Below are 23,889 nucleotides of genomic sequence, written 5' to 3' on the forward strand. Positions count from 1 at the left end.
CCGAACTCTTCGGAATCACGAAAACTGCGGTGCGGTGGGAACGAGGGGTGGGGGAGCATGTCGCGGTGACTGTTTCCGCTCGGCAGATTCGGGCCCGCTACTCGGCTGACACGATCACCGTCTACCAGGCGTATCCGCCGGAGATCGCCGGGCCGGCGCTGGCTGCCGGACGGTTGGTCGGCCCGTTCAAGCGGGAGCGGATGACCTGGATCAAGCCGTCGTTCCTGTGGATGATGTACCGCTGCGGGTGGGCGGAGAAGCCGGGACAGGAACGGGTGCTGGCCGTCGAGATCAGCCGCGCCGGCTTCGAATGGGCGCTGGCACGCGCCTGCCTGAGTCACTTCGACCCCGCCGAGCACGCCGACCGGGACGCCTGGTCCCGACAGTTGAAGGCCAGCCCGGTACGGGTGCAGTGGGATCCCGAGCGGTCGTTGCGGCTGGGCGCCCTGCCGTACCGGTCGCTACAGGTCGGGCTCTCCGGGGAGGCGGTCCACCGCTACGTGGACGAGTGGACGGTCGCGATCACGGACCTGACCCCGGTCGTACGCGAGATCCGGTCGCTGCTGCGCGACGGTGCCGAGCGGGCGGCGGCCGAGCTGCTGCCCGACGAGCGCCCGTACCCGCTGCCGGCTCGGGTCGGCGCGGTCATCGACGCCGACGGGGCGACGACCGGGTAGCCGGCCTGGTGGGCGAGCCGGGTCAGGCCCAGGGGGTCGTCGCGCCGTCGAACTCCTCGAAGACGAGCCAGGTACGGGTGGAGAGCACGCCGGCGATGCCCTGCACCCGGTTGAGCACCACGTCCCGCAGGGCCGCGTTGTCCGGCGCCCGGACCAGCGCCAGTACGTCGTGGTCCCCGCCGAGCAGGGCCGCGTGCTCGATGTAACGCACCCGGCCCAGTTCGACCGACACCTCCCGCCAGCTGTTCTGCTCGATCTTGAGCGCCATGTACGCGGACGTACCGAGCCCGGCCCGTTCCGGCACCACCTGTGCTCGGAAGCCGGTGATCACACCGTCCTGCAACAGCCGCTCGACCCGCGCGTACGCGTTGGTCCGGGAGATGTGGATGCGTTCGGCGAGGGTACGGATCGAGGTCCGGCCGTCCCGGACGAGTTCGTCGAGGATCCGCCGGTCGACCTCGTCGAGGGGTCGCACCGATCGTCCCGCGCCGGCACCGAACGGGCCCTGCTGCTGGTCCTCCTGGTCCATCCGAGTACGCCTCCGTCGCCAATCGTCCCGCGTTTGCTAAGGATCTTGAGTCAATCATCCGAGGGCGTGAGCATAGGCGCACCACACGTCCAGGAGGTCCCCGCCGTGACAACCACCCCGCAGGCGGTCCGCAGGACATCCCCGCGTACCCGTCGGGCGGCCACCCCGCCCGACCCGGCCCGCGCCCTGCTGCCCAGTCCCGAGCCGGTCCGGATGATCGACGACCAGGGCAACCGGCTGCCCGAACGGGCCGACTATCCCGAACCCCCCGCCGACGCGCTGCGCGAGCTGTACCGGCGCATGGTCATCGGCCGGCGGTTCGACGTCCAGGCCACCACGCTGACCAAACAGGGCCGGCTGGCGGTCTACCCCTCGGCTCGCGGCCAGGAGGCGTGCCAGGTCGGCGCGATGCTCGCGGTCCGTCCGACCGACTGGGTCTTCCCCACCTACCGGGAGTCGATGGCCCTGGTCTCCCGGGACATCGACCCGGTCGAGGTGCTGACCCTGCTGCGCGGCGACTGGCACTGCGGGTACGACCCGGCCGCCCGGCGTACGGCCCCGCAGTGCACCCCGCTGGCCACCCAGACGGTGCACGCCGCGGGACTCGCCTACGGCGAGGCGTACCAGGGGCGGGACACGGTGGCGCTGGCGTTCATCGGGGACGGCGCGACCAGCGAGGGAGACTTCCACGAGGGGGTCAACTTCGCCGCCGTGTTCAAGGCGCCGGTCGTCTTCTTCGTGCAGAACAACCGGTACGCGATCAGTGTGCCGCTGTCCCGGCAGACCGCCGCGCCGTCACTGGCGTACAAGGGCGTCGGGTACGGCGTACCGAGCGAGCAGGTCGACGGGAACGACCCGGTGGCGGTGCTGGCGGTACTGAACCGGGCGGTGGCGCACGCGCGGGCCGGCAACGGGCCGTTCCTGGTCGAGGCGCACACGTACCGGATGGAGCCGCACACCAACGCGGACGACGCCAGCCGTTACCGCGACGGCGCCGAGGTGGACGCCTGGCGCGACCGCGACCCGATCGCCCGGCTGGCCGCCTACCTGCGGCAACTCGGCGTCCTGGACGACGGGACCGAGGCGGGTGTCGCCGCCGAGGCGGAGGCGTACGCGGCCGACCTGCGGGCCCGGATGAACGTGCAGCCCACCGTCGACCCGCTCAGCCTCTTCGACCACGTCTTCGCGGAACCCACCCCGCAACTGGTGGAGCAGCGCGAGCAGGTCCGCGCCGAACTGGCCGCGGACGCCGAGCAGGCCGAAGACGACGAGCAGGCCGCAGACGCGCGGGGCGCACACGACGAGCAGGGGGCACGCTGATGGCCGGCACCACGATGGCGAAGGCGCTGAACGCGGCGCTGGCCGACGCGATGGCCGCCGACGAGCGGGTGGTGGTCTTCGGTGAGGACGTCGGCCAGCTCGGCGGCGTCTTCCGGATCACCGACGGGCTGCTCGCCCGGTTCGGGGACCGACGCTGCTTCGACACCCCGCTGGCCGAGGCCGGCATCGTCGGCTTCGCGGTCGGGATGGCGATGTCCGGGCTGCGGCCGGTGGTCGAGATGCAGTTCGACGCGTTCGCCTACCCGGCGTTCGAACAGATCGCCTCGCACGTGGCGAAGCTGCGCAACCGGACCCGGGGCGCGCTGAGCGTGCCGATCGTGATCCGGGTGCCGTACGCCGGTGGCATCGGCGGGGTCGAACACCACTGCGACTCCAGCGAGGCGTACTACGCGCACACGCCGGGGCTGAAGGTGGTCACCCCGGCCACCGTCGTGGACGCGTACTCGCTGCTGCGGGAGGCGATCGCCGATCCGGACCCGGTGGTGTTCATGGAGCCGAAGAAGCTCTACTTCGCAAGTGACGAGGCCAGCCTGCCGGTGGCCGCCGAGCCGTTCGGCCGGGCCGTGGTCCGCCGACCCGGCCGGGACGCCACCCTCATCGCGTACGGGCCGTCGGTGCCGGTGGCGCTGGAGGCCGCCGAGGCCGCCCGCGCGGAGGGCTGGGACCTGGAGGTGATCGACTGCCGCACTATCGTGCCGTTCGACGACGAGACGATCAGCGCGTCGGTCCGCCGTACCGGGCGGTGCGTGGTGATCCAGGAGGCGCAGGGCTTCGCCGGGGTGGGCGCCGAGATCGCCGCCCGGGTCCAGGAGCGCTGCTTCCACTCGCTGCACGCTCCGGTGCTGCGGGTCAGCGGACTGGACATCCCGTACCCGGCACCGATGCTGGAGCACACCCACCTGCCGAGCGTCGACCGGGTGCTCGACGCGGTGGCCCGGCTCCAGTGGGACGACCAGCCCGACCGGCGCTGGTTGCCGGCGCTCGAAGGCAGTGCGGCATGAGTGCCGTGGCCGCCGCGCAGGTCTTCCTGCTGCCCGATCTGGGCGAGGGGCTCACCGAGGCGGAGATCGTCGCCTGGCGGGTAGCGGTCGGTGACGTGGTGACGGTGGACCAGAGCGTGGTGGAGGTGGAGACCGCCAAGGCGGTTGTCGACGTGCCCTGCCCGTACGCGGGTCGGGTGGTCGCCCTGCACGGCGCGGTGGGTGAGGTGCGCCCGGTGGGTCAGCCACTGATCACCGTGGCCGCGCTGGGCGCCGGGGCGGACGCCCCGGCCGAGTCCGCCGCGCACGCCAGCTACCGGGAGGAGGAGCGGGCCGGCTCGGGCAATGTGCTCATCGGGTACGGCACCGGGCATGGCACCTCCGGCCGGCGCCGCCGACGTCCCCGCCTGACGTCCGACCAGCAGTCCCGCCCAGGATCCGAACAGCCGGCCACAGCCGCACCCGAGCGGCAGGCAGTGGCCGCCGCTCCGGCTATGGCAGCCGCACCGGCGGCCGGGGCGCCGCTGGTCCTCTCGCCGATCGTGCGGCGGTTGGCCCGGGAGCACGGCCTGGAGTTGGCCGGGCTGCGCGGCACCGGACCCGGCGGGGTGATCCGACGGGCCGACGTCGAGGCCGCCGTGGCGCTCCCCGCACCGGTGGCACCGCGGCCCGAGGCGGCGAACACACCCCGACCCGTCGACCCTCCCGCCGGCTCGGACGTGATCATCCCGTTGACCGGTGTCCGGAAGGTGATCGCGGAGAAGCTCTCGCGCAGCCGGCGGGAGATCCCCGAGGTCACCATCTGGGTCGACGTGGACGCCACCGCGCTGCTGGAGACCCGGGCGGCGATCAACGCCGCCCGGCCCGAGCAGCCGGTCAGCATCCTCGCCCTGCTGGCCCGGATCTGCCTCAGCGGGCTACGCCACTACCCGCAGCTCAACTCGCGGGTCGACACCGAGGGCCAGCGGATCATCCAGTCCGCCGGGGTGCACCTGGGCATCGCCGCGCAGACCGACCGGGGCCTGGTCGTCCCGGTGCTGCGCGACGCCCAGCAGCTCACCACCAGCGAACTCGCGACCGCGCTGGCCGAGACGACGGCGGCGGCCCGCGCCGGCACCCTGCCGCCGGCCCGGCTGACCGGTGGCACCTTCACGTTGAACAACTACGGCGTGTTCGGTGTCGACGGGTCGACGCCGATCATCAACCACCCGGAGGCGGCGCTGCTCGGCATCGGTCGCATCGTCGACAAGCCCTGGGTGGTCGACGGCGCGCTCGCGGTGCGCAAGGTGACCCAGCTCAGTCTCACCTTCGACCACCGGGTCTGTGACGGTGGCGTGGCCGGGGGCTTCCTGCGGCACGTGGCCGACTGTGTCGAGCGGCCGGCGATGCTGATCGCGTACGCCTGACCGGAGAACGGACGCGCCGGCCCCGGATCCGGGGCCGGCGCGGCAACCGCCCGAACGTGAGGATCAGCCGGTCGGTGGGCGGCGGGTGGTGAGGATGAGGTCGGCGACCAGGGCGGTCCAGCCGGTCTGGTGCCAGGCGCCCAGCCCGGCCCCGTTGTCGCCGTGGAAGTACTCCGGGAACGAGATCAGGTCTCGCCAGTCCGGGTGGCGCTGGAACAGGTCGCAGGCCCCGTAGATCGGCCGCCGACCCCAGTCGTCCGGCACGAACAGCGAGATCAACCGGTTGGAGAGGTCGTCGGCGATCTCGGCCAGGGTGCGCTTGGTACCGGACCGGGTCGGGTACTCGATCAGCAGGTCGTCGCCGAAGAACGCGGCGTAGTCGCGCAGCGCGTGGATCAGCAGGTAGTTGGTCGGCATCCAGATCGGGCCGCGCCAGTTGGAGTTGCCGCCGAACAGCCCGCTGGTCGACTCGGCCGGCTCGTACCCGACGGTGAAGTCCTGCCCACCCAGCGACACCGTGAACGGCTTGTCCAGGTGCTGCCGGGACAGCGTGCGCAGCCCGTACGGGGAGAGGAACTCCTCCTCGTCGAGCATCCGGGCGAGCAGCCGGACGATCTGGTCCGGGCCGACCATGGACAGCAGCCGCTGCTGGCGCCCGTCCGGGGCCAGCCGACGGGCGCCGAGCACGTCGGCGTACTCGGGTTTGTGGGTGAGGAACCAGCGCAGCCGGGCGGCCAGCTCGGGCAGCCGGTGCAGGGTCTTCGCGGTGAGCCGGGTGGTGGCGGCCAACGGCAGCAGGCCGACCACCGAGCGGACCTTCAGCGGGACCTTGCTGCCGTCGGGCAGCCGGAGCTGGTCGTAGAAGAACGAGTCCTCGTCGTCCCAGAGCCCCTGCTTGTACGCCGCCGCCGCGATGTACGCGAAGTGCTCGAAGAACTTGGTGGCGATGTCGGCGTACGTGGGGTCGTGCTGGGCCAGGGCGAGCGCCATGTCGAGCAGGTTGAGCGCGTACATGGCCATCCAGCCGGTGCCGTCGGACTGCTCCAGCACCCCGGCCACCGGCAGCGCCGCCGAACGGTCGAACGGCCCCACGTTGTCCAGCCCGAGGAAGCCGCCCTCGAACACGTTGTTGCCGTCGATGTCCTTGCGGTTGACCCACCAGGTGAAGTTCAGCAGCAGCTTGTGCATCACCCGGGCGAGGAAGTCGTGGTCCCGTCCGCCGTCGATCTCGAACACCCGCAGCGCGGCCCAGGCGTGCACCGGCGGGTTGACGTCCGCGAACGCCCACTCGTACGCCGGGATCTGCCCGTTGGGGTGCAGGTACCACTCGCGCAGCAGGAGCACGAGCTGGGCCTTGGCGAAACCGGGGTCGACCCGGGCGATGGTGACGCAGTGGAAGGCCAGGTCCCAGGCCGCGTACCAGGGGTATTCCCAGGGGTCGGGCATGGAGATGACGTCGAAGCTGTTCATGTGCCACCAGGCGCTGTTGCGGCCGTGGCGGCGACCGGGCGGCGGCGGCGGCGAGGCGGGGTCGCCGTCGAGCCACTGCTGCACGTCGAAGTGGTAGAACTGCTTGCCCCACATCAGTCCGGCGATGGCCTGCCGGGCCACGTCGGCCTCGTGCGGCGGCACGTCGGCCGGGATGACCCGGGCGAAGAAGTCGTCCGCCTCGGCCCGACGGGCGGCCAGGGTGGTGGCGAAATCGGCGCCGAGGTCGAGTTCCGGTGCCGGGGCCGTGCCCGGCGGCGGGGCGGTCAGGCTCAGTCGGATCCGGATCTCCGCCTGCCCACCGGCGGGTACGTCGAGCACGTAGTGCAACGCGCCCTTGGTGCCGGTGCCGGCCGGGTTGACGGTGGCCGCGCCGGAAACCACGTGGTCGTTGATCCCGTCCTTCGGGTAGCGGCTGCGGCCGGGCAGGTCCCAGAGCCGCTCGGCGTTGGTCTCGTTGTCGCAGAACAGCGCGGTCGGGTCGCCGTCGCCCTGGAGCACGAGCTGGCCGAGGATGCCGTGCTGGCCGACCAGCCGGGCGTCGGCGCCGGTGATGGTCGGTACGGCGTCGCGGCCGGGCAGTCCCCAGGACCAGGTGTTGCGGAACCACAGGGTGGGTAACACGTGCAACTGGGCCGCCCGGTCACCACGGTTCGCCACGGTGATCAGGACGCACATGTCGGTCGGCGACGCCTTGGCGTAGTCGACGGTCACCGCCCAGTAACGGTCGTCGTCGAAAATACCGGTGTCGACCAGTTCGTACTCGGTTTCGTCCCGACCGCGCAGGCCGTTGACCGAGACCAGGTCGTCGTACGGATAGCGCGCCTGCGGGTAGTGGTAGCGCCAGCGCATGAAGGAGTGGGTCGGCGTGGAGTCCTGGTACCACCAGTATTCCTTGACGTCCTCGCCGTGGTTTCCGCCGTCGCTGCCGAGCCCGAACATCCGTTCCTTGAGGATAGGATCAGCGCCGTTCCACAGCGCGAGGGCGAAGCAGAACGTCTGCCGGTCGTCGCAGACGCCGGCCATGCCGTCCTCGTTCCACCGGTAGGCACGGGAGCGCGCATGATCGTGCGGAAAGTAGTCCCACGCCGTACCGTGCTCGCTGTAGTCCTCGCGTACCGTTCCCCAGGCCCGCTCCGACAGATAGGGACCCCATTGTCGCCAGGGCTGCTCCCCCGAGTCGGCCTGGGCCAACCGGGCCCGCTCCGCGTCGTTGCCCGGTTCTGCGGCGGCCGGCACGTCGCTGATCACCTCCACCTTGTCGATCTTCCGCTGGAAGATCCCTCGCACGAACTTGACCACACTCGTCATTGTTCCTGGGGCGTGTTACAGGCACCCTCGTGGGGCGTCTCTCGGGAGGAAGATTGATCGAGATCGGCTTCGGTCCGCAGGTCTGCGGCCAGCTGAGCACGGGTGCCAGCCGGGAATGGCTGGTGCCGGACGGCCGCGGCGGATACGCCATGGGCACCGTCAGTGGACTGCGTACCCGGCGCTACCACGGGCTGCTGGTGGTCGCCGGGGACACCCCGGCCAGCCGGCGACTCGGCCTGGCCAGCCTGGACGCGGCGATCACCTTCCCGACCGGCGCCCAGGTCCGGCTGGCCACCCACGAGTGGCAGTCCGGCGTGGTCGACCCGCGCGGCTTCGAGCTGCTGGAACGCTTCGACCTGGTCGACGGGCTGCCCCGGTGGCGGTGGCGGGTCGGCGACCTGGTGATCGAACGCGAGCTGGCCATGACGTACGGGCGGTCCTGCGTCGCGGTCGTGCACCGGCTGATCTCCGGTGGCCCGGTACGGCTGAACCTGGCCGCCGCCTGCACCTGGCGCGACGCGCACGGCGAACGGCGGGCGGACGGACCCGCGCCCCGGACCGAACAGGTCGCCGACGGGGCGGTCGTCGAGGGGGCGTACCGGCTGTCCGGGCCGGGTTGGCAGCCGGCCGGGCAGTGGTGGCACGGCGTACACCACCGTGAGGAGGCCGTCCGGGGACTGCACCCGGAGGAGGACCTCTGGCACGCCGGCACCTTCTCCGCCGAGCTGTTCGGCCCCGGCGACACGGTGTCGGTGCTCGCCTGGGCGGGCGAGCTGGGCGAGCAGCCGCCGCCCGCGACGGAGATCGTCACCGAGGCCCGGCGGCGCAACCGTGCCGTGGTGGCGGCGGCCAAGCCGGCCGACCCGGTCGACGCGACCCTGGCGTTGGCCGCCGACGCGTTCGTGGTCCAGACCGCCAACGGGCCGGACGTGGTGGCCGGGTACCCGTGGTTCGGCGCCTGGTCGCGGGACACGATGACCGCGTACGAGGGGCTGTTCCTGCACACCGGGCGGGCCGACGAGGGACGCGAACTGCTGCGGTCGTACGCGGCGACGCTCTCGGAGGGAATGCTGGCGAACACCGCCGACACCGGTCGGGTGGAGTACAACACCGCCGACGCCACGCTGTGGTTCCTGCACGCGGTGGCCCGGCACGTGGAGCTGACCTCGGACACCGACCTCGCCGACGAGCTGCTGCCGGCGCTGCGCGCGGTGGTCGACGGCCACCTCGCCGGCACCCGGTACGGCATCGGTGTCGACCCGGTCGACGGGCTACTCACCCAGGGTGCCACCGGTGAGGCGCTGACCTGGATGGACGCCCGGGTGTACGGCATCGCGGTGACCCCTCGGGCGGGCAAGCCGGTCGAGGTGAACGCGCTCTGGATCAACGCGCTGGCCGCCGTCGGTGAGCTGGCCGGTCTGGTCGGCGGGGATCCGGGGGCGGCACCACGGGCCCACAGCCGGGCGCTGGCCTCGTTCCGGGACCGGTTCCCGACCCCGGCCGGCTGGCTCTACGACGTGGTCGACGCACCCGCGCCGACGTACCCGCTGGGCGGTGCCACCCAGCACGACGACGACCTGGTCCGGCCCAACCAACTGCTGGCCTGGTCGCTGCCGTACGCGCCGCTCGAACCGGACCCGGCGACGCTGCGGCTGCTCGGGGCGGCGCTGCTGACCCCGCTCGGCCCGCGCAGTCTGGCCCCGGACGGGCCCGGCTTCCTCGGCCGGCACCGGGGTGGACCGGCCGAGCGGGACGGGGCCTACCACCAGGGCACGGTCTGGCCGTGGCTGCTCGGCCCGTACGTGGACGCCGCCCGTCGCGCGGGTATGCCAACTGATGACATGTTGATCGGCATAGATTCACATTTGCCCGAGTTTGGCCTAGGCTCGGTCAGTGAGACGGCGGACGGCCTCGCACCGCACACCGCCACCGGCTGCCCGTTCCAGGCCTGGTCGGTGGCCGAGGTGCTGCGGATCCGCCGAGACTGACCGCACCGCTTAGTTACACACCACGTCACCCGACAGTTACGCCCGCGTCTTCCGGTCGACACGCATCTTCCACGTCGCTACGCACATATTTCGTACCTCGAAGCAAAACCCGATTCGTGCGCTGGACAAAACTGACCGACCGCCGTTACATGACGGCAACGGCCGCGTCTTCGCTGGTTATCTCCGTACCGGCAGGATTGGGCCAACCCAAAGGACGCGTCGTGGCACCCGCTCAGGTGCCTACTGGCGCATGCACTCAAACAGACTTGGAGGGCCGGTCCATGTCACCGAACGCCGAGGTAATAGACATCCGGTCGGCTCGTCGGCAGCGGATTCTGATGCTCTCCTGGGAATACCCACCCGTCCTCGTCGGCGGACTCGGCCGACACGTCCACGCCCTCTCCGTCGCCCTCGCCGCCGCCGGCCACGACGTCACCGTCATCACCCGCCACGCCGACAACACCCCCTACGAGGAATACGCCGACGGCGTCCGCATCATCCGCGCCCCCGAAGACCCCGTCACCTTCCCCCTCGCCACCGACTCCCTCCTCGCCTGGACCATGGCCTTCAACCACACCCTCACCCGCGCCGCCCTCCGCGCCAACAACACCAGCACCGGCTACGACGTCATCCACGCCCACGACTGGCTCGTCGCCCACACCGCCATCAACCTCAAAGAACACCTCGACATCCCCCTCGTCACCACCATCCACGCCACCGAAGCCGGCCGACACCAAGGCTGGCTCCCCGGCGACATGAACCGCTCCATCCACTCCATGGAATGGTGGCTCAGCCACGAATCCGACCGCGTCATCACCTGCTCCGGCTACATGCGCGACCAGGTCAACAACCTCTTCAACCTCCCCACCACCCAAATCGACGTCGTACCCAACGGGGTGGACGACCGGGCCTGGCACGCCAAGCCGAGGGCGGTCGCCTCGGCTCGGGCCAGGTTCGCCGGGGACGGGCCGCTGATCGGATTCGCCGGCCGGCTGGTCTACGAGAAGGGCGTCCAGCACCTGGTGCACGCCATCCCCCGGCTGCGCGAGCGGCACCCCGGACTGCGCCTGGTGATCGCCGGCGACGGACCGTACCGGAACGAGTTGCAGCACGAGGCGGACCGGCTCCGGCTCGACCAGGCGGTCAACTTCGTCGGCTTCATGAACGAGAGCCAACTGCCGGCGGTGCTCGGTGCCACCGACGCGACCGTGGTGCCCAGCCTCTACGAACCGTTCGGCATGGTGGCGCTGGAGGCCGCCGCGGCCGGTGCCCCGCTCGCCGTCGCCGCCACCGGCGGGCTGGCCGAGATCGTCGAACCCGGCGTCACCGGCGTGACCTTCCCGCACAGCGACCCGGAGGCACTGGCCGGCGCCGTCGACACCCTGCTCGCCGACGGGGTCTTCGCCCGCCGGGTGGCCCGGCGGGCCCGGACCATGGTCAGCGAACGGTACGGCTGGTCGGCGATCGCTGCCCGGACCGCCGCCACCTACGCGAGCGCCGTACGCGAGGCGGGCGCCACCGCCGGCCGACCGGTCGAGGTTCCCCGACGGATGGTGGTCCCCGAGGGCAACCTGCTCGCCCTCAACGGAGCCGCCTGCTGAGCCCACCCCCCGCCCGGTCGCACCCCCGTCCACCAGCGACAATCCGCTGACCGGCGGTCGGTTCACTGGTCCGGAGGATGTCCAACCGCCCCACGGCTGGCTATCGTTTACGGCGGGTGGCGGATGGGGGATCGTGACGTGCAGCAGGTGCTTATCGCTGGGCGCTACCGCCTGCTGCACACCGTCGGCCGGGGCGGGATGGGTCGGGTCTGGCTCGCCCGCGACGAGATGCTGCACCGGGACGTGGCGGTCAAGGAGATCGTGCCACCGGACTGGATGACCGAGTCCGAACGCGAGGACCTGCGCAGACGCACGCTCCGGGAGGCGCGCACGGCCGCCCGACTGAACCACCCCAACGTCGTACGCGTCTACGACGTCATCCACACCGGCGACACCCCGTGGATAGTGATGGAGTACGTCGCGTCCCGGTCGGTGCAGGAGGTGCTCCAGACCGAGGGACCGTTCCCGCCGCTGCGCGCCGCCGAGATCGGCCGGGAGGTGCTGGCCGCGCTGCGGGCCGCGCACCACGCCGGGGTGCTGCACCGCGACGTCAAGCCGCACAACGTGCTCATCTCCGACGAGGGCCGGGTGGTGCTCACCGACTTCGGACTGGCCACCGTCGACGGTGGCGACGGCGCGATGACCCGGGCCGGCATCGTGCTCGGCTCCCCGCAGTACGTCGCACCGGAGCGCGCCGCCGAGGGCAGGTCCAGCGTCGAGGCCGACCTCTGGTCCCTGGGCGCCACCCTCTACGCCGCGGTGGAGGGCCGCTCGCCGTACGCCCGTTCGACCGCGATGGCGACCCTGACCGCACTGGCGGTGGCCCCACCGGACCGGGCGCGGCGGGCCGGTCCACTCCGTCCGGTGCTGAACGGCCTGCTCCGCCGCGACCCCCGGCAGCGGCTCACCGCCGACGAGGTCGACCGCCTGCTGCGCCGGATCACCGACGCCGGGCCGAGGACGCCGCGCCACCCGCTCGCCCGCCCGCGTCGCCCCGAACCCGCCCGCGAGCCGGCACCGGCGGCACCGGTCGTGCCGGTGGAGACACCACCATCGGCCGGCTCGGCCACCAGCATCGCCTTCAGCACCCCGCCCGGCGTACGGCGTCGGCCCGGCTGGCGGGCGGCGACCGCCGTCACCGCCGGCCTGGTCCTGCTCGCCGCCCTGGGTACCGCACTGACCGTGCAGGCCAGACAGGACGCGGACCGGATGAGCGCGGTCGTGCCGGGTGCGAGCCCGACTCCCCCGTCACCGCCACCACCGGCACCGGCGTTTCCCTGCTCGGCGCGGTCCGACGTCACCACCCGGGTCACCGAGGGCCCACCGCCGTCCGGTGAACGGTACGCGCTGGTGCCGGGCTGGACCTGGTACGGCGACCCGTCCGGGTTCCGGATCGCGGCCCCGATCGGCTGGCGGGTCTTCAACGACGGGCCGGTGGTCTGCTTCCAGGAACCGGACGGCCCACGGGTGCTCAGTGTGGACCCGTCCACCGATCCGACCTCGGACGCGCAGGCGTACTGGCGGGCGGAGGAGGCGCGGCTCACCGACCGGGGCGCGCTGCCCGGTTACTCCCTGGTCAACATCGGACCGCTCGACTTCCACGGGGGTGGGGCCGAGTGGGAGTGTCGATGGACCAACGCCGCCGGCAAGCAGGTGCACACCAACCGGATGCTGTTCCACACCTCGCCGTCGCGCGCGTACACCATCGCCTGGCTGACGCCCGAGTTCGACTGGCAGGTCAATCGGGTCTACCTGCCGATGCTGCGGCTCAGTTTCCGCCCGGCCGGGTAGCCGGTCCCGCCCCACCGGTCAAGTTGGACCGGTCCCGCGTCGTCATCCCGACGTTGTCGACAGATTGCCGGGTCCCGGTGATTGCCTGTGGACGTCGCGTTTGGCAAAGTGATCGCGCTACGTGGGGTGATCCTGGGGAGGACGCACATCATGATGGGACCGTCCCATGCACTGTCCGGCGCCGCCGTCTGGCTCGCCGGTTCCTGGGGGTTGTACCAGTTCGCCGACTACGAGCAGTCGCCGCTGGCGATCGCGGTCGGCACCGCGGTCTGTGCCGGCGGGGCGCTCTTCCCCGACCTCGACATGTCCGGCAAGGTCACCCGCAACCAGGGTGGCGCGACGGTGGCCCGCACCTTCGGCGTGGTGTCGCTCTTCTTCGCCGAGGTGATGGAGAAGATCTCACTCGGTGTCTACCATGCCACCAAGCTGAGCAAGGACCCCGATCGCAAGAACGGGCACCGTACGCTGACCCACACGCTGCCGTTCACCTTCCTGGTCGGCTGGGGCACCACCGCCCTGTGCACCGCGTACGGCAAGTGGGCCGTCATCGGCATCCTGTTCTTCATGATCGGGCTGGCGCTGCGCGGACTGTTCGACGAGTGGGCCAAGAAGGCCGGCTGGGTGATCGTGACCCTGGTGTCGGCGGCGGCGGCGTACTTCACCTTCCTGCACCTGCCCGGTGACCGGGGCTATCCCATGATCGGGTTGGCGGTCGGCGTCGGCTGCTTCGTCCACATCATGGGCGATTTCATCACCAGCGCGGGCGTACCGATCCTCTGGCCGATCCCGATCAAGCGGCGGATGTGGTGGATGATCGGCCTGCCGAACAAGATCGCGGTCGAGGTCGGCGGCAAGGTCGAGACGGTGGTGCTGCGTACCGCCTTCACGGTGGTGTCGCTGCTGGCCGCCCTGGGTCTGGTCGCGCCGACGGTGCTGTCCCGGTTCAACATCGAGGTCTGACCCGAACCCGCCTCGGTCCCGACGTGGAGCGGTCCTGATCGGACCGCTCCGGTCGGTCCGGGTCGGACCGACCGGCGTCGGTACGGGTCAGACCGCTCGACTTCGGTACGGGTCAGACCGCGACCCGCTGGGCCGGCACCGGTACGGTCAGCCCCCAGTGCGCCATCAACTCGGGCGAGTCCACCCTGCTCCCGTCGGCGACCGCGTCGCAGGCGATGTCGACGATCTGGTGCTTGTGCGCGAGCAGGTACGGCCGGGCGCCGACGTCGGCGTTGGCCAGGGTGGCGATCCCGGCCCAATGCCGCCGGCCGAAGAGCATCGGATAGCCGCGCAGCCCCGCGTAGGTGGCGCAGACCAGCACGTCCGGATAGGGCAACGCGGTCACCCGGCGGATCGCCGCGCTGGTCAGGCCGGGCATGTCCACCGGCACCACCACCACCGCCTCGATGTCCGGGGCGGTCAGGGCGTCCAGCCCCATCCGCATCGAGGAGCCGATCCCGGTCCCCCAGGACCGGTTCACCACGACCGTCGCGTCGGACAGGTCGGCGGTTGCGCGTACCTGGTCGGCGGCGGCACCGAGCACGACCACGACCGGGTCGCACCCGGCGTCCCGTACGCTGTCGAGCACCTGATTCACCAGCGGCCGCTCACCCTGGTGCAGCAACGCCTCCGGGCCACCGATCCGGCGTCCCCCGCCCGCGGCGATGATCATTCCTGCGATCCGACTCAGCTGCGTCACCCTTCCACCCGGCCTACGACGACGTCGTACGCACACCGGGCCCAACGACCGGCTCGGGCTGAGGTATCGGCACCAAAAGGGCAAATTCGGAACTACGCCGCGTCAGCGTAGCAATCAACCACCGAAACGTCGACCGGGAAGCGGACCCGGGTGTCCCCGAACAGCAACCGCCCGGCCCGGTCCGACGCCGCCCGGACCAGCTCCACCACCTCGGCCGCCTGCTCCTCGGGACAGTGCACCAGCACCTCGTCATGCTGGAAGAAGACCAGTTGGGCGGCGGTGCCGGCGAGCCCCCCACGCAGGATCGCGAGCAGGGTCAGCGCCCACTCGGCGGCGGTCGCCTGGATGACGAAGTTGCGGGTGAACCGGCCCCGCGAGCGGGCGGCGGCCCGGGCCCGGGGGCCGAACGGGTCGGCCTCGGCCCGCACCTCGAAGTCCGCGCCCTCGCCGTCCTCGCGCAGCCCGATCGACGACGGCGGGCAGGTCCGGCCGAGCCACGACCGCACCAGCCCACCCGCCTCCCCGGTGCGCGCCGCGCTCTCCACATACTCGAAGGCGGTCGGGTAGCTGCGCCGCAGCACCGCCAACGCCGGGATGGCGGACCCACCGGTCTGGCCGTACATGGCGCCGAGCAGGGCGAGCTTCGCCCTGGCCCGGTCACCGTCGAACGAGTCCTGGGCCAGCGCGGCGTAGAGGTCACCGGCGCCACCGGCGGCGGCCAGCCGGGCGTCACCGGAGACCGCGGCAAGCACCCTCGGCTCCAGCTGGCCGGCGTCGGCGACCACGAACCGCCAGCCCGGATCGGCCCGCACCGCCCGCCGGACCACCTTGGGGATCTGCAACGCTCCCCCGCCCCGGGTGGCCCAGCGGCCGGAGACGACACCGGCCGGAACGTACTCCGGCCGGAACCGCCCGCCGTGCACCCAGGTGTCCCGCCAGGCCCAGCCGTGCGCGGTCCAGATCCGGTACAGCTCCTTGTACTCCAACAGCAGCGGCACGGCCGGGTGGTCCACCCCGCGCAGCACCCAGGCCCGGGTGTTCGGCAGCTCGATCCCGGCGCGGGCGAAGGCGCGTTGCACCTCGGCCGGGGACTCGGCGTGCAGCTGCCGGACCCCGAACGCCGCGGCGATCCCGGCCGACAGCTCGACCAACCGGCGCGGCGGCCCACCGACCGGCGACGGCTCACCGAGCAGCTCCAGCAGCAGTTCGTCGTGCACGTCGCCGCGCCACGGCAGCCCGTCGGCGGCCATCTCGACCGCGATCAGCGCCCCGGCCGACTCGGCCGCGACAAGCAGGCGGAACCGGCCCGGTTCGGCGGTCGCCTCGATCCGCGCATGCTGGTCGGCGTAGACCGCGACCAGCGCGTCCAGGCCCATCGCCGGGGTCTGCGAAACCGGCTCGAAGAGCGCGGCCTGTGCGTTGCCCGGCGGGGTGGCCGCCCTCGGCGCCGGGTCGGCGGGCACCGGTGCCCCGGACAGCCGGGCCCGAGCGGCGGCGAGCGAGCGCGGCTCGCCCCACCGGCCGGCGTGACCCAGCAGCAGCGCCTCGGTCAGCTCGATGTCGTGACAGCGGTCGACGCGTACGCCGGCCCGCCGCAGCGCCGGATAGCTCGCGGCGGTCGACGGCCAGACCCAGCGCGGACGTTCCCCGGCCTCGCGCTCGGCGATCGCGGCGGCCAGGTCGGCCACCGGCTCGGCCGCCCCGGCCGGGCTGCCGTCCGCACGCAGGGGCTGCCACTCGCCCCCGCCGCCCTCGTCGGGTATCACCGCCACCAGCACGGAGGCGATTCTGCCCGGCCCCTCCGACATGTTCGGTCGGCTGGGCCGGGCAGTGCGACGTGGGTAACGGCGCGGCGGTGGGCGGTCCCGTTTTCGTGGGCTAGTGCCTCGTCATGCGGCCTTGAAGGGGTAATCGGGGTGCCGGATCTTGGAGTTGATGGCGTATCCGGTCTTCGGTTTGGCGTGGTGGTTACGCCAGCGGATGTAGTCGCCGATCGCGGTGTCCTGCTCGGTGTGGGTGCGGTGGTCGGTGCCGTTGAGCGCGAAGTAGCGCAGGGCTGCGAACTCGGCCTCGATCCAGTTCAGCCAGGAACTGTAGGTCGGTAGAAACGCCAGGTCGACGTCGTTGTCCTGGCACCAGGCGCGCACGCTCGGATGCTTGTGCGGTGAGAAGTGGTCGAGGATCAGGTGCAGTGTCTGGCCGGGCCAGCGGCGGCGCAGGGTCTTGAGGAAGTCGAGGAACTCGATCGACCGTTTCCGGTCCCGGATCCGGTAGTGGATCTTCCCGGTGGTCAGGTCGAGGCTGGCGATCATGTGTCGGACGCCGTGGTCACGGTGGTAGGTGGCGCGCAGCCGGACCGGCTGACCCCGCGGCTGCCAGGCCCTGCCCGGGCGTGGTTGCAGGTTCAGCGCTCCGAACTCGTCTACGCAGATCACCCGGCTTCCGGGTGGCGGGTGGTCGTAGAGGTCCAGGATCCGGCGCATCTTGGCCGTGAACTCGGGGTCGGTGCTGGCCTTCCAGGTCTTCGTCGTCTGCCACGACACACCGCGCTCGTGCAGGATCCGCCGTACCGTCTCGACGCTGATCGTCGTGACCCGCCCGGCGGTGATGAGGTAGTCGCGCAGCTTGGGCAGTGACCAGCAGGAGAACGGCTGGCCCAGGAAACGGGGGTCACACCGGGCGATCGCGCAGATCCAGGCTCGGGTCTGCTCATCGATCTTGTTCGGTGTGCCCCCGCTCCGTTTTGGGTTCAGCGCGTCGAACCCCCGCTCGTTGAACGCGTGGATCACCTGGCGTACGTAGTCATCGGTGGCCTTGAGCAGATGCGCGATGTCCGGGGCTGGCTGGCCCTGCGCCGACATCAGCACCACGATCGCCCGGCGCAGCCTGACCGGGTCCTTCGCCGTCCGAGTGATCCGCTGCAACCGCTGACCCTCGGCCATCGACAGATCCCGCACGAACACTTCCGGGCGTCTGCCCATCCGCCACCACCTCCCACAACCTGGAAGGCACAGCTTGCCCGACATCCCACCGGAACCAGCGGATTACCCATTCAACGTTGCAAGACGAGGCACTAGCCGGCTTAAGAAACAGGCCCTGGTCCACTGTATGGTCAACGCGGAGTGGGACCATGGGCCTCCAGGGCCGGGGGGTCACTTTGTCGCCCTGAGATGACCGCGATGATGATTCACGCCGCAGTGCGTCACATCTCCTCACCTTTGACGTTCGGATGGAAGCCCCGGCACGTCTGCGCCGGGGCTCCTTTCCGTCTGGGCCGCACGTCAAGCGCGCAACACGCATACGACGTGAGACGCGTGCAGCGTCAGGTACAGTACGGGAAACTATTGGTCCAACGATGTGACGCCAACCAGACCCCGTCGCTAATGCCCGAAATGAAGGAGAACGAACTGCCTTGGGCTTCGCAACCCCAGATACCGGCAGAGGGGTAATTGGCACTTGTGTAAAGCATCACCCCCAGGAAGGAGGTGCTCTGCCCACGGTTGTAGATGGACTTTACTTTGTTGTACGGCGCCCACGAACAGGTAACCGGGGCGGCACCCCAGTCGTTGTCCGCGTCCGACCAGCTACAACGGGATCCCGTGCCGTCATATCCGTTCCAGACGCAAAGATTGCCGGCAGGGCAGTCCCAGGCCGCCAGAACCGTAGCGCCATCGGCCGTCGCGTGAGCGGCCGCGGCCGTCGCGGTTCCGCTTAAGAGCACAATCATCGCCGACAAGATGGTGACGACCCGGCGTGAGATGTTTGCTAGGCGCACAGCTCCTCCTTTGCATCGATGCCGCAAGCGGGGCTCCCTGCCACCAGAGCCCCGCCAATTAGTACCGAGAGCGCTAAGCCCCGGATGACAACCTTCTCCATTGCTCTCCCCGATCCTGTCGTTTGCGTTTGTTATGGGCGTGATCTGTCCTGCACTGATCGTGGCGCACACACGGGACCGACGAGCCGGGTGGCCGATGCGCTCACATTGCCTACCGACCACCGTAGAAGTCCCGCCGTTCTCTTCCCAGAGCCAATTCGATGGCGGCTTGACGGTGCCACTTAGGATCTTGGGACATGGAGGTAGCTATCCGGCTGGACCGCACAGAAGGTCTGACGCGACAGGTCTATGCGCAGCTGCGCGACGCCGTGTTGGACGGGCGGCTGCGTCCGGCCGAGGCGCTGCCATCCAGCCGGGCACTGGCCGAGCAGCTCAAGGTTTCACGCAACACGGTGACGACCGCCTATGAGCGGCTGGTCGCCGAGGGCTTTCTGACCGGGCGGGCCGGTGCCGGGACCTTCGTCAATGCTCTGCCCCTCGGGGAGTCGGCGGTGCCTCGGTCGCCGTTCGGCCCTCTCACTCCGCGCGCGGTTTGGTCGCCGCTGCCGGTCCCGCCCGACTTCGCCGAAGTACCAGAGTTCGACTTCCGGGTCGGCGCGCCCGACGCGCGGCTGTTCCCGTACGCAGCCTGGCGCCGGCTGCTGACCAACCAGTTTCAGCCGTCGGCCGTGGGCACCGGATTGCCCGCCGAGCCGGCCGGCCACGTCGGACTCCGTACCCTGATCGCCCATCACCTGCGCACGGCCCGGACCATCGAGGCGCATCCGCAGGATGTGCTGGTCACCTCCGGCGCGCAGCAGGCGCTCGACCTGATCGGGCGAGTGCTGCTCGAACCTGGCGCCACAGCAGCGGTCGAGGAACCCGGCTACGCACCGCCGAGACTCGTGTGGGAGTCCCAGGGCATCCGAGTGACCGGCGTCCCGGTCGACGACCAGGGCCTGATTGTCGATGCGCTGCCCACGGACGCGCGGCTCGTCTACGTGACGCCGTCCCACCAGTACCCGACCGGCGTGGCCTTGTCGCTACAGCGCCGCATCGAACTGCTCGCGTGGGCGCGACGACACGACGCAGCCATCGTCGAGGACGACTACGACAGCGAGTTCCGCTACACCGAACAGCAGCTTGAGCCGCTGCACAGCCTCGACCGCAGCGGCCGGGTCCTCTACGTCGGTTCTTTCTCCAAAGTCCTGCTCCCCACCCTGCGGCTAGGCTTCCTGCTTCATCCGCCGTCGATACGCCACGCCCTGCACGCCGCCAAATTCGTCACCGACTGGCACACCAACCTGCCCATTCAGGCCGCCATGGCGGAATTCATCAAGCAAGGCATGTACGCCCAGCACCTGCGTCGGGTCCGCCGCGTTTACCGCCAGCGCCACGAACGCATCACGGCGGCGCTCGCCGGCCCCCTGTCGGCGCACCTCACGGCCGTGCCGTCTTCGGTCGGCCTGCACCTCAGCGCGATAGTGCGGGGAGCCTCCGCCTCTGACGCGGTCATCCGGGCCAGGGCGGCCGGGGTCGGTGTAGCGAGCTTCCCGGAAATCGCTATGGCGGCCGCCGATGCGCCGGGCATCGCTTTCGGGTACGGCATGATCGACACGCACCGCATCGACCAAGGCCTGGACAGGCTTCATCGATGTCTGGACAACGATTAGGGCCGCTGCTTTGTCTCCAACGACACGGCACAGGGTCAGACCGACGAACTCGGCATCGACGTACCCACTTATGAAGTCGCCACCAACCTCCCCGGCGTCGTTGGCGTCCGGGACAGCAAGGACCCGGACGGCCCCGCGCTGACGTTCGCTCCGGCGGACTGGGCCCGGTTCGCCCGGCTGGTGAAGTAGCCCCACAACGACGAAAGCCCCCGGGCACACCGCGAGGTGTGGCCGGGGGTTCGTTGTCTCAGGGGGCTTGCGGACCTGAGAGCAAAAACGCGGGTACGCGGGGCCGCTACTTGCCCGTGCCGGCGGTCAGGCCGGACTGGATCTGTCGCTGGAAGATCGCGTACACGATGATCATGGGCAGGATGGCGATGGTGAGCGCGGCGAACAGGCCGGACCAGTCAGCCTCGTACCCGGCGTTGACCGAGATGTCGGCGATGCCCTGGGTGAGCACCCACTTGTCCTTGGCACTGGAGACGAGCACCAGCGGTAGCTGGTACTGCGCCCACTGACCGATGATGTTGAAGATCGTCACGCTGATCAGACCGGGTTTCGCCATCGGCATCATGACTTGGAAGAACAGCCGGGTGTGCGACGCGCCGTCGATCATCGCCGCCTCGGCCACCGAGTTCGGCAGGGTACGGAAGAAGGCGACCAGGAAGAAGACGGTGAACGGCAACGAGTACGCGGTGTACACCAGCACCAGACCGGTGTACGTGTCCAGCAGCCCCAGGTTGCGCACCACGAAGAAGAGCGGCACCAGGGCCAGGAAGACCGGGAAGGCCAGGCCGGAGACGAACAGGTAGTAGATGAACCGGTTGCCCCAGAACTTGTACCGGGCCAGCACGTACGCGGCCATCGAACCGAGCAGCATGGTCAGGAAGGTGGCGCAGCTGACCACGAGCACGCTGTTCAGGAAGTAACGGCCGACGTGCGCCTTGGTCCAGGCCCGCCCCCAGTTCTCCCAGCGCAGTTCCGCCGGCAGGGTCCAGGGGCTACTGAAGATCTCCGTGGTGTTCTTGAACGAGGCAAGGAAGACCCAGATGATCGGCACCACCACGATCACTGCCCAGAAGAACAGCGCCAGGTGGCCCACGCCGTTGAGCAGGCTCGCCCCGCTCCGGTCGGTCCCCTTGCCTCGTCGGGGCTTCTCCACCGGCGGGAGGGGTCGGGAGCCGGGACCGTCCGGCTGGTCGGTCCTGGTCGTGGTCAGCTGTGTACCCATCAGTACTCGACGCTTTCCCGCTTGGTTACCCGCAGCGTGAACACTGCGAAGGTGATGGTCAGGAAGAACAGCGCCACACCCATCGCCGAGGCGTACCCGAACTTGGAGTAGGTGAAGGCGTTGCGGTAGATCTCCAGCCCCAGGACGGTGGTCGCCCCGTCCGGACCGCCGTTGTCGACCGAGAGCACCGACACGATCGCGAACGCGTCGAACGCCGCGATGCCCAGGTAGACCCAGGCGACCTGGAGGGTGTCCCAGAGCAACGGCAGGGTCACCCGGAAGAAGAGCGTGACCCGCGTGGCCCCGTCCATCTCGGCGGCCTCGTAGATCTCACCCGGAATCGACGCGATGCCGGCCGAGAAGAGCACCACGTAGAAGCCGACCGCCTGCCAGACCAGCACCCCGAGGATCGACCAGAGCGCGATGTTGGGGTTGACCAGGAACAGGATGGGATCCAGGCCGATCTTCATCAGTACGCCGTTGATCAGACCGGACTCGTTCGGCCGGTAGACCGTCTGGAACAGCACCGCGATGATCGCCACGGCGAGGACCTGGGGAAAGAAGAACACCACCCGGTAGAACTTCGATCCCCAGACCCCCGACCGCTTGCCTCCGCTGCTCTTTCCCGCCACGTTGAGCATGAACGAGAAGAACAGGGCGATGGCGATGGTGATCAGCGGCAGGGCGAGCAGTAGTACCAGGTGATGCTGGATCGCCTGCCAGAAGCGGTTGTCCTCGGCCAACAGTCGATAGTTGTCGAAGCCCACCCACTTCGGGGCAGAGAATCCCCTCCAGCTGGTCATCGAGATCTGGAACGCCTGGGCGTACGGGGCGATCACGAAGACCGAGTACAACAGCACCGGAGCGGCCAGGAAGCCGATCACGAATGGATACTTGCCGTGCCGCATGACCTACGCTCCGATCAGCGCTTGAACTTGGTGACGGAAGCGTCCTTCTTGATCGCGTCCGCCTTCTTCTGGATCCGGTCGCAGAACGCGTCGGCCTTGATCCGACCGAACATCAGCTCGTTGGTCGCGGTCCGGGCTTCGGTGTCCAGCTCCTTGTACCAGCCGTCGAAGAACAGGTTCACCACGTTCGGGCCGGCGGCGGCGAGCGCGGCCTGCGAGCTGGCCACGCCGGGCGGGAACGCGTAACCGGCGGAGCCGGAGGTCACGACCGTAGCGGACTTGACCACCTCGGTGAAGCCCTTGGCACCGGCGGTGGAGAGCATCTGACGCATGTACTCCAGCGCGCCGCGCGGGTTCGCGCTCTTGGCCGAGACGAAGTAGCCCTCGGCCGCGGTGGCCCGGACCGCACCGGCCGGCAGCTTGTCCGACGCGGTCAGGCTCGGCAACGGCATCATCTGGTACTCGAAGCCGGGCGGGGTGTCCTTGGCCTGCTCGTTCTCCAGCCAGTCACCGCTGGGGTAGAAGCCGACCTTGTACTGGTTCTGGAGCAGCTGCACGTCGGTGTGCTTGAGCCCCTCGAAGCTCTTGTCCAGGTACTTGGCGCCGATCTCGGCCCAGGCCGCCGCGGCCTGCTTGACCGGCTCGGCCGTCCAGGCGCCGTCCTCAAGGTTGTCGATGTTCTTCAGTACGTCCGGCCCGCCGATCTTGGCGGCGTGGGTGAGGATCACGTTCCAGACGTAGTACGGCGCGTTCGCACCGGCGTAGCCGAACGGGGTGATGCCCTTGGCCTTGATCTTGTCGAGCAGCGCGGTGAACTCCTCCCAGGTCTTGGCGGGAGCCCAACCGTTGTCCTTGAACAGCTTGCCGGAGTACCAGAGGCCGAACACGGTGGAGACGTAGTTGAGCACGTACGGCTTGCCGTTGAACGTACCGACGTCGATGGTGCCGGGAACGACCGTGTCCCGGACCTTCTTCGACGGGTCGTCCACCGACGGGGCGTCCCACAGCTCGGTCAGGTCCTGGAGCTGACCGTCGGCGACCAGGGCGCCGAAGTCCAGCGACTTCTCACCGGAGTTGTTGACGAACTCCGGCGGGTTGCCGGCGGCGAACCGGGGCTGGAGCACGGTGGAGATGGCCTGGCTGGCCTCGTGCTTGATGGTCGCCTTCGGGAACTTCGCCTTGTAGAGCGGCTCGTGCACGTCGGTGGCGTACTTGTCGCCATAGCCACCGTTGAAGATGACCACCTCAAGCGCGGCGTCCTCCTTGACGCCGAAGGGGTTCTCGGCGCTCTTGGTGCCCTCGCTCTGCTCCTGCGTCTCGTCGTCACCGCCGGTGGCGCAGGCGCTGAGCAGGCCGGCCGCCGGAACGGCGAGCAGGCCAGCCGCCGCCGCCCGCTGTAGTACGACGCGGCGGCTGAGATCCGACGGACTGTCGGGGGTTACAGACATCTTC

The 23,889-nt window shown here is 70.1% G+C and carries 19 protein-coding genes; 10 read left to right on the top strand and 9 right to left on the bottom strand.

The features are described 5' to 3' along the window. The first annotated feature begins 65 nt into the window (after positions 1 to 65). Entirely contained in the window at positions 66 to 677 is a 612-nt protein-coding gene (locus OG792_RS21440) for a DUF4291 domain-containing protein (protein ID WP_329101580.1), read from the top strand. Positions 678 to 699: 22 nt separating this feature from the next. Here OG792_RS21440 and OG792_RS21445 read toward each other — a convergent pair whose 3' ends face one another. Continuing rightward, positions 700 to 1,206, bottom strand: a complete 507-nt coding sequence (locus OG792_RS21445; RefSeq protein ID WP_329101582.1) for an Lrp/AsnC family transcriptional regulator — start codon at positions 1,204 to 1,206, stop codon at positions 700 to 702. Between the two features lie 72 nt (positions 1,207 to 1,278). Between OG792_RS21445 and pdhA the strand changes: the two genes are divergently transcribed. The 3 genes from pdhA to OG792_RS21460 are packed head-to-tail and all read left to right on the top strand — an operon-like array spanning position 1,279 to position 4,933. Then, complete coding sequence (gene pdhA, locus OG792_RS21450; RefSeq protein ID WP_329111353.1) at positions 1,279 to 2,526, top strand: pyruvate dehydrogenase (acetyl-transferring) E1 component subunit alpha; 1,248 nt, start codon at positions 1,279 to 1,281, stop codon at positions 2,524 to 2,526. Next, complete coding sequence (locus tag OG792_RS21455) at positions 2,526 to 3,548, top strand: alpha-ketoacid dehydrogenase subunit beta (protein ID WP_329101583.1); 1,023 nt, start codon at positions 2,526 to 2,528, stop codon at positions 3,546 to 3,548. Before pdhA ends, OG792_RS21455 begins: the two co-directional genes overlap by 1 nt. Further along, entirely contained in the window at positions 3,545 to 4,933 is a 1,389-nt protein-coding gene (locus OG792_RS21460) for a dihydrolipoamide acetyltransferase family protein (protein WP_329101585.1), read from the top strand. Before OG792_RS21455 ends, OG792_RS21460 begins: the two co-directional genes overlap by 4 nt. Positions 4,934 to 4,996: 63 nt before the next feature. On the opposite strand, the gene OG792_RS21465 is transcribed toward OG792_RS21460, so the two are convergent. Further along, the gene (locus OG792_RS21465) at positions 4,997 to 7,732 is read right to left on the bottom strand and encodes an MGH1-like glycoside hydrolase domain-containing protein (RefSeq protein WP_329101588.1); all 2,736 of its coding nucleotides are present in this window, start codon (positions 7,730 to 7,732) and stop codon (positions 4,997 to 4,999) included. A gap of 53 nt (positions 7,733 to 7,785) precedes the next feature. Between OG792_RS21465 and OG792_RS21470 the strand changes: the two genes are divergently transcribed. From OG792_RS21470 to OG792_RS21485, 4 genes are all read left to right on the top strand, one after another. Then, positions 7,786 to 9,720 (top strand): amylo-alpha-1,6-glucosidase, encoded by a 1,935-nt coding sequence (locus OG792_RS21470; RefSeq protein WP_329101591.1) that lies wholly within the window; start codon positions 7,786 to 7,788, stop codon positions 9,718 to 9,720. Between the two features lie 281 nt (positions 9,721 to 10,001). Then, a complete protein-coding gene (locus OG792_RS21475) occupies positions 10,002 to 11,321 on the top strand; it encodes a glycosyltransferase family 4 protein (protein WP_329101593.1) in 1,320 nt (439 codons plus the stop codon). A gap of 138 nt (positions 11,322 to 11,459) precedes the next feature. Beyond that, positions 11,460 to 13,112 carry a serine/threonine-protein kinase gene (locus OG792_RS21480; RefSeq protein WP_329101595.1) on the top strand — a complete coding sequence of 551 codons (1,653 nt, stop codon included), beginning with the start codon at positions 11,460 to 11,462 and terminating at the stop codon, positions 13,110 to 13,112. Positions 13,113 to 13,262: 150 nt separating this feature from the next. Continuing rightward, entirely contained in the window at positions 13,263 to 14,072 is an 810-nt protein-coding gene (locus OG792_RS21485; RefSeq protein ID WP_329101597.1) for a metal-dependent hydrolase, read from the top strand. Between the two features lie 112 nt (positions 14,073 to 14,184). On the opposite strand, the gene OG792_RS21490 is transcribed toward OG792_RS21485, so the two are convergent. From OG792_RS21490 to OG792_RS34770, 4 genes are all read right to left on the bottom strand, one after another. After that, positions 14,185 to 14,784 (bottom strand): nucleotidyltransferase family protein, encoded by a 600-nt coding sequence (locus tag OG792_RS21490; protein WP_329111355.1) that lies wholly within the window; start codon positions 14,782 to 14,784, stop codon positions 14,185 to 14,187. Positions 14,785 to 14,903: 119 nt separating this feature from the next. Then, the gene (locus OG792_RS21495) at positions 14,904 to 16,619 is read right to left on the bottom strand and encodes a bifunctional 3'-5' exonuclease/DNA polymerase (protein ID WP_329101599.1); all 1,716 of its coding nucleotides are present in this window, start codon (positions 16,617 to 16,619) and stop codon (positions 14,904 to 14,906) included. Positions 16,620 to 16,700: 81 nt separating this feature from the next. Then, a complete protein-coding gene (locus OG792_RS21500) occupies positions 16,701 to 17,792 on the bottom strand; it encodes an IS630 family transposase (protein ID WP_329101600.1) in 1,092 nt (363 codons plus the stop codon). Between the two features lie 341 nt (positions 17,793 to 18,133). Further along, the gene (locus OG792_RS34770) at positions 18,134 to 18,538 is read right to left on the bottom strand and encodes a peptidase inhibitor family I36 protein (protein WP_442932491.1); all 405 of its coding nucleotides are present in this window, start codon (positions 18,536 to 18,538) and stop codon (positions 18,134 to 18,136) included. Between the two features lie 344 nt (positions 18,539 to 18,882). Between OG792_RS34770 and pdxR the strand changes: the two genes are divergently transcribed. Continuing rightward, positions 18,883 to 20,298, top strand: coding sequence for a MocR-like pyridoxine biosynthesis transcription factor PdxR (gene pdxR / locus OG792_RS21505; protein ID WP_329101602.1), 1,416 nt, complete (start codon positions 18,883 to 18,885; stop codon positions 20,296 to 20,298). A 54-nt stretch (positions 20,299 to 20,352) separates the two neighbouring features. Beyond that, entirely contained in the window at positions 20,353 to 20,487 is a 135-nt protein-coding gene (locus OG792_RS21510) for a DUF397 domain-containing protein (RefSeq protein ID WP_329111356.1), read from the top strand. 106 nt (positions 20,488 to 20,593) lie between these two features. Here OG792_RS21510 and OG792_RS21515 read toward each other — a convergent pair whose 3' ends face one another. The 3 genes from OG792_RS21515 to ngcE are packed head-to-tail and all read right to left on the bottom strand — an operon-like array spanning position 20,594 to position 23,885. Further along, positions 20,594 to 21,529 carry a carbohydrate ABC transporter permease gene (locus OG792_RS21515; protein ID WP_329101604.1) on the bottom strand — a complete coding sequence of 312 codons (936 nt, stop codon included), beginning with the start codon at positions 21,527 to 21,529 and terminating at the stop codon, positions 20,594 to 20,596. Further along, positions 21,529 to 22,437: a carbohydrate ABC transporter permease gene (locus OG792_RS21520; protein WP_329101606.1), complete on the bottom strand. Its 909-nt coding sequence runs from the start codon at positions 22,435 to 22,437 to the stop codon at positions 21,529 to 21,531. Before OG792_RS21520 ends, OG792_RS21515 begins: the two co-directional genes overlap by 1 nt. A 14-nt stretch (positions 22,438 to 22,451) precedes the next feature. Next, positions 22,452 to 23,885 carry an N-acetylglucosamine/diacetylchitobiose ABC transporter substrate-binding protein gene (gene ngcE / locus OG792_RS21525; RefSeq protein WP_329101608.1) on the bottom strand — a complete coding sequence of 478 codons (1,434 nt, stop codon included), beginning with the start codon at positions 23,883 to 23,885 and terminating at the stop codon, positions 22,452 to 22,454. Positions 23,886 to 23,889 lie beyond the last annotated feature (4 nt).

The organism is Micromonospora sp. NBC_01699 (genome assembly GCF_036250065.1).
Lineage (GTDB): Bacteria > Actinomycetota > Actinomycetes > Mycobacteriales > Micromonosporaceae > Micromonospora_G.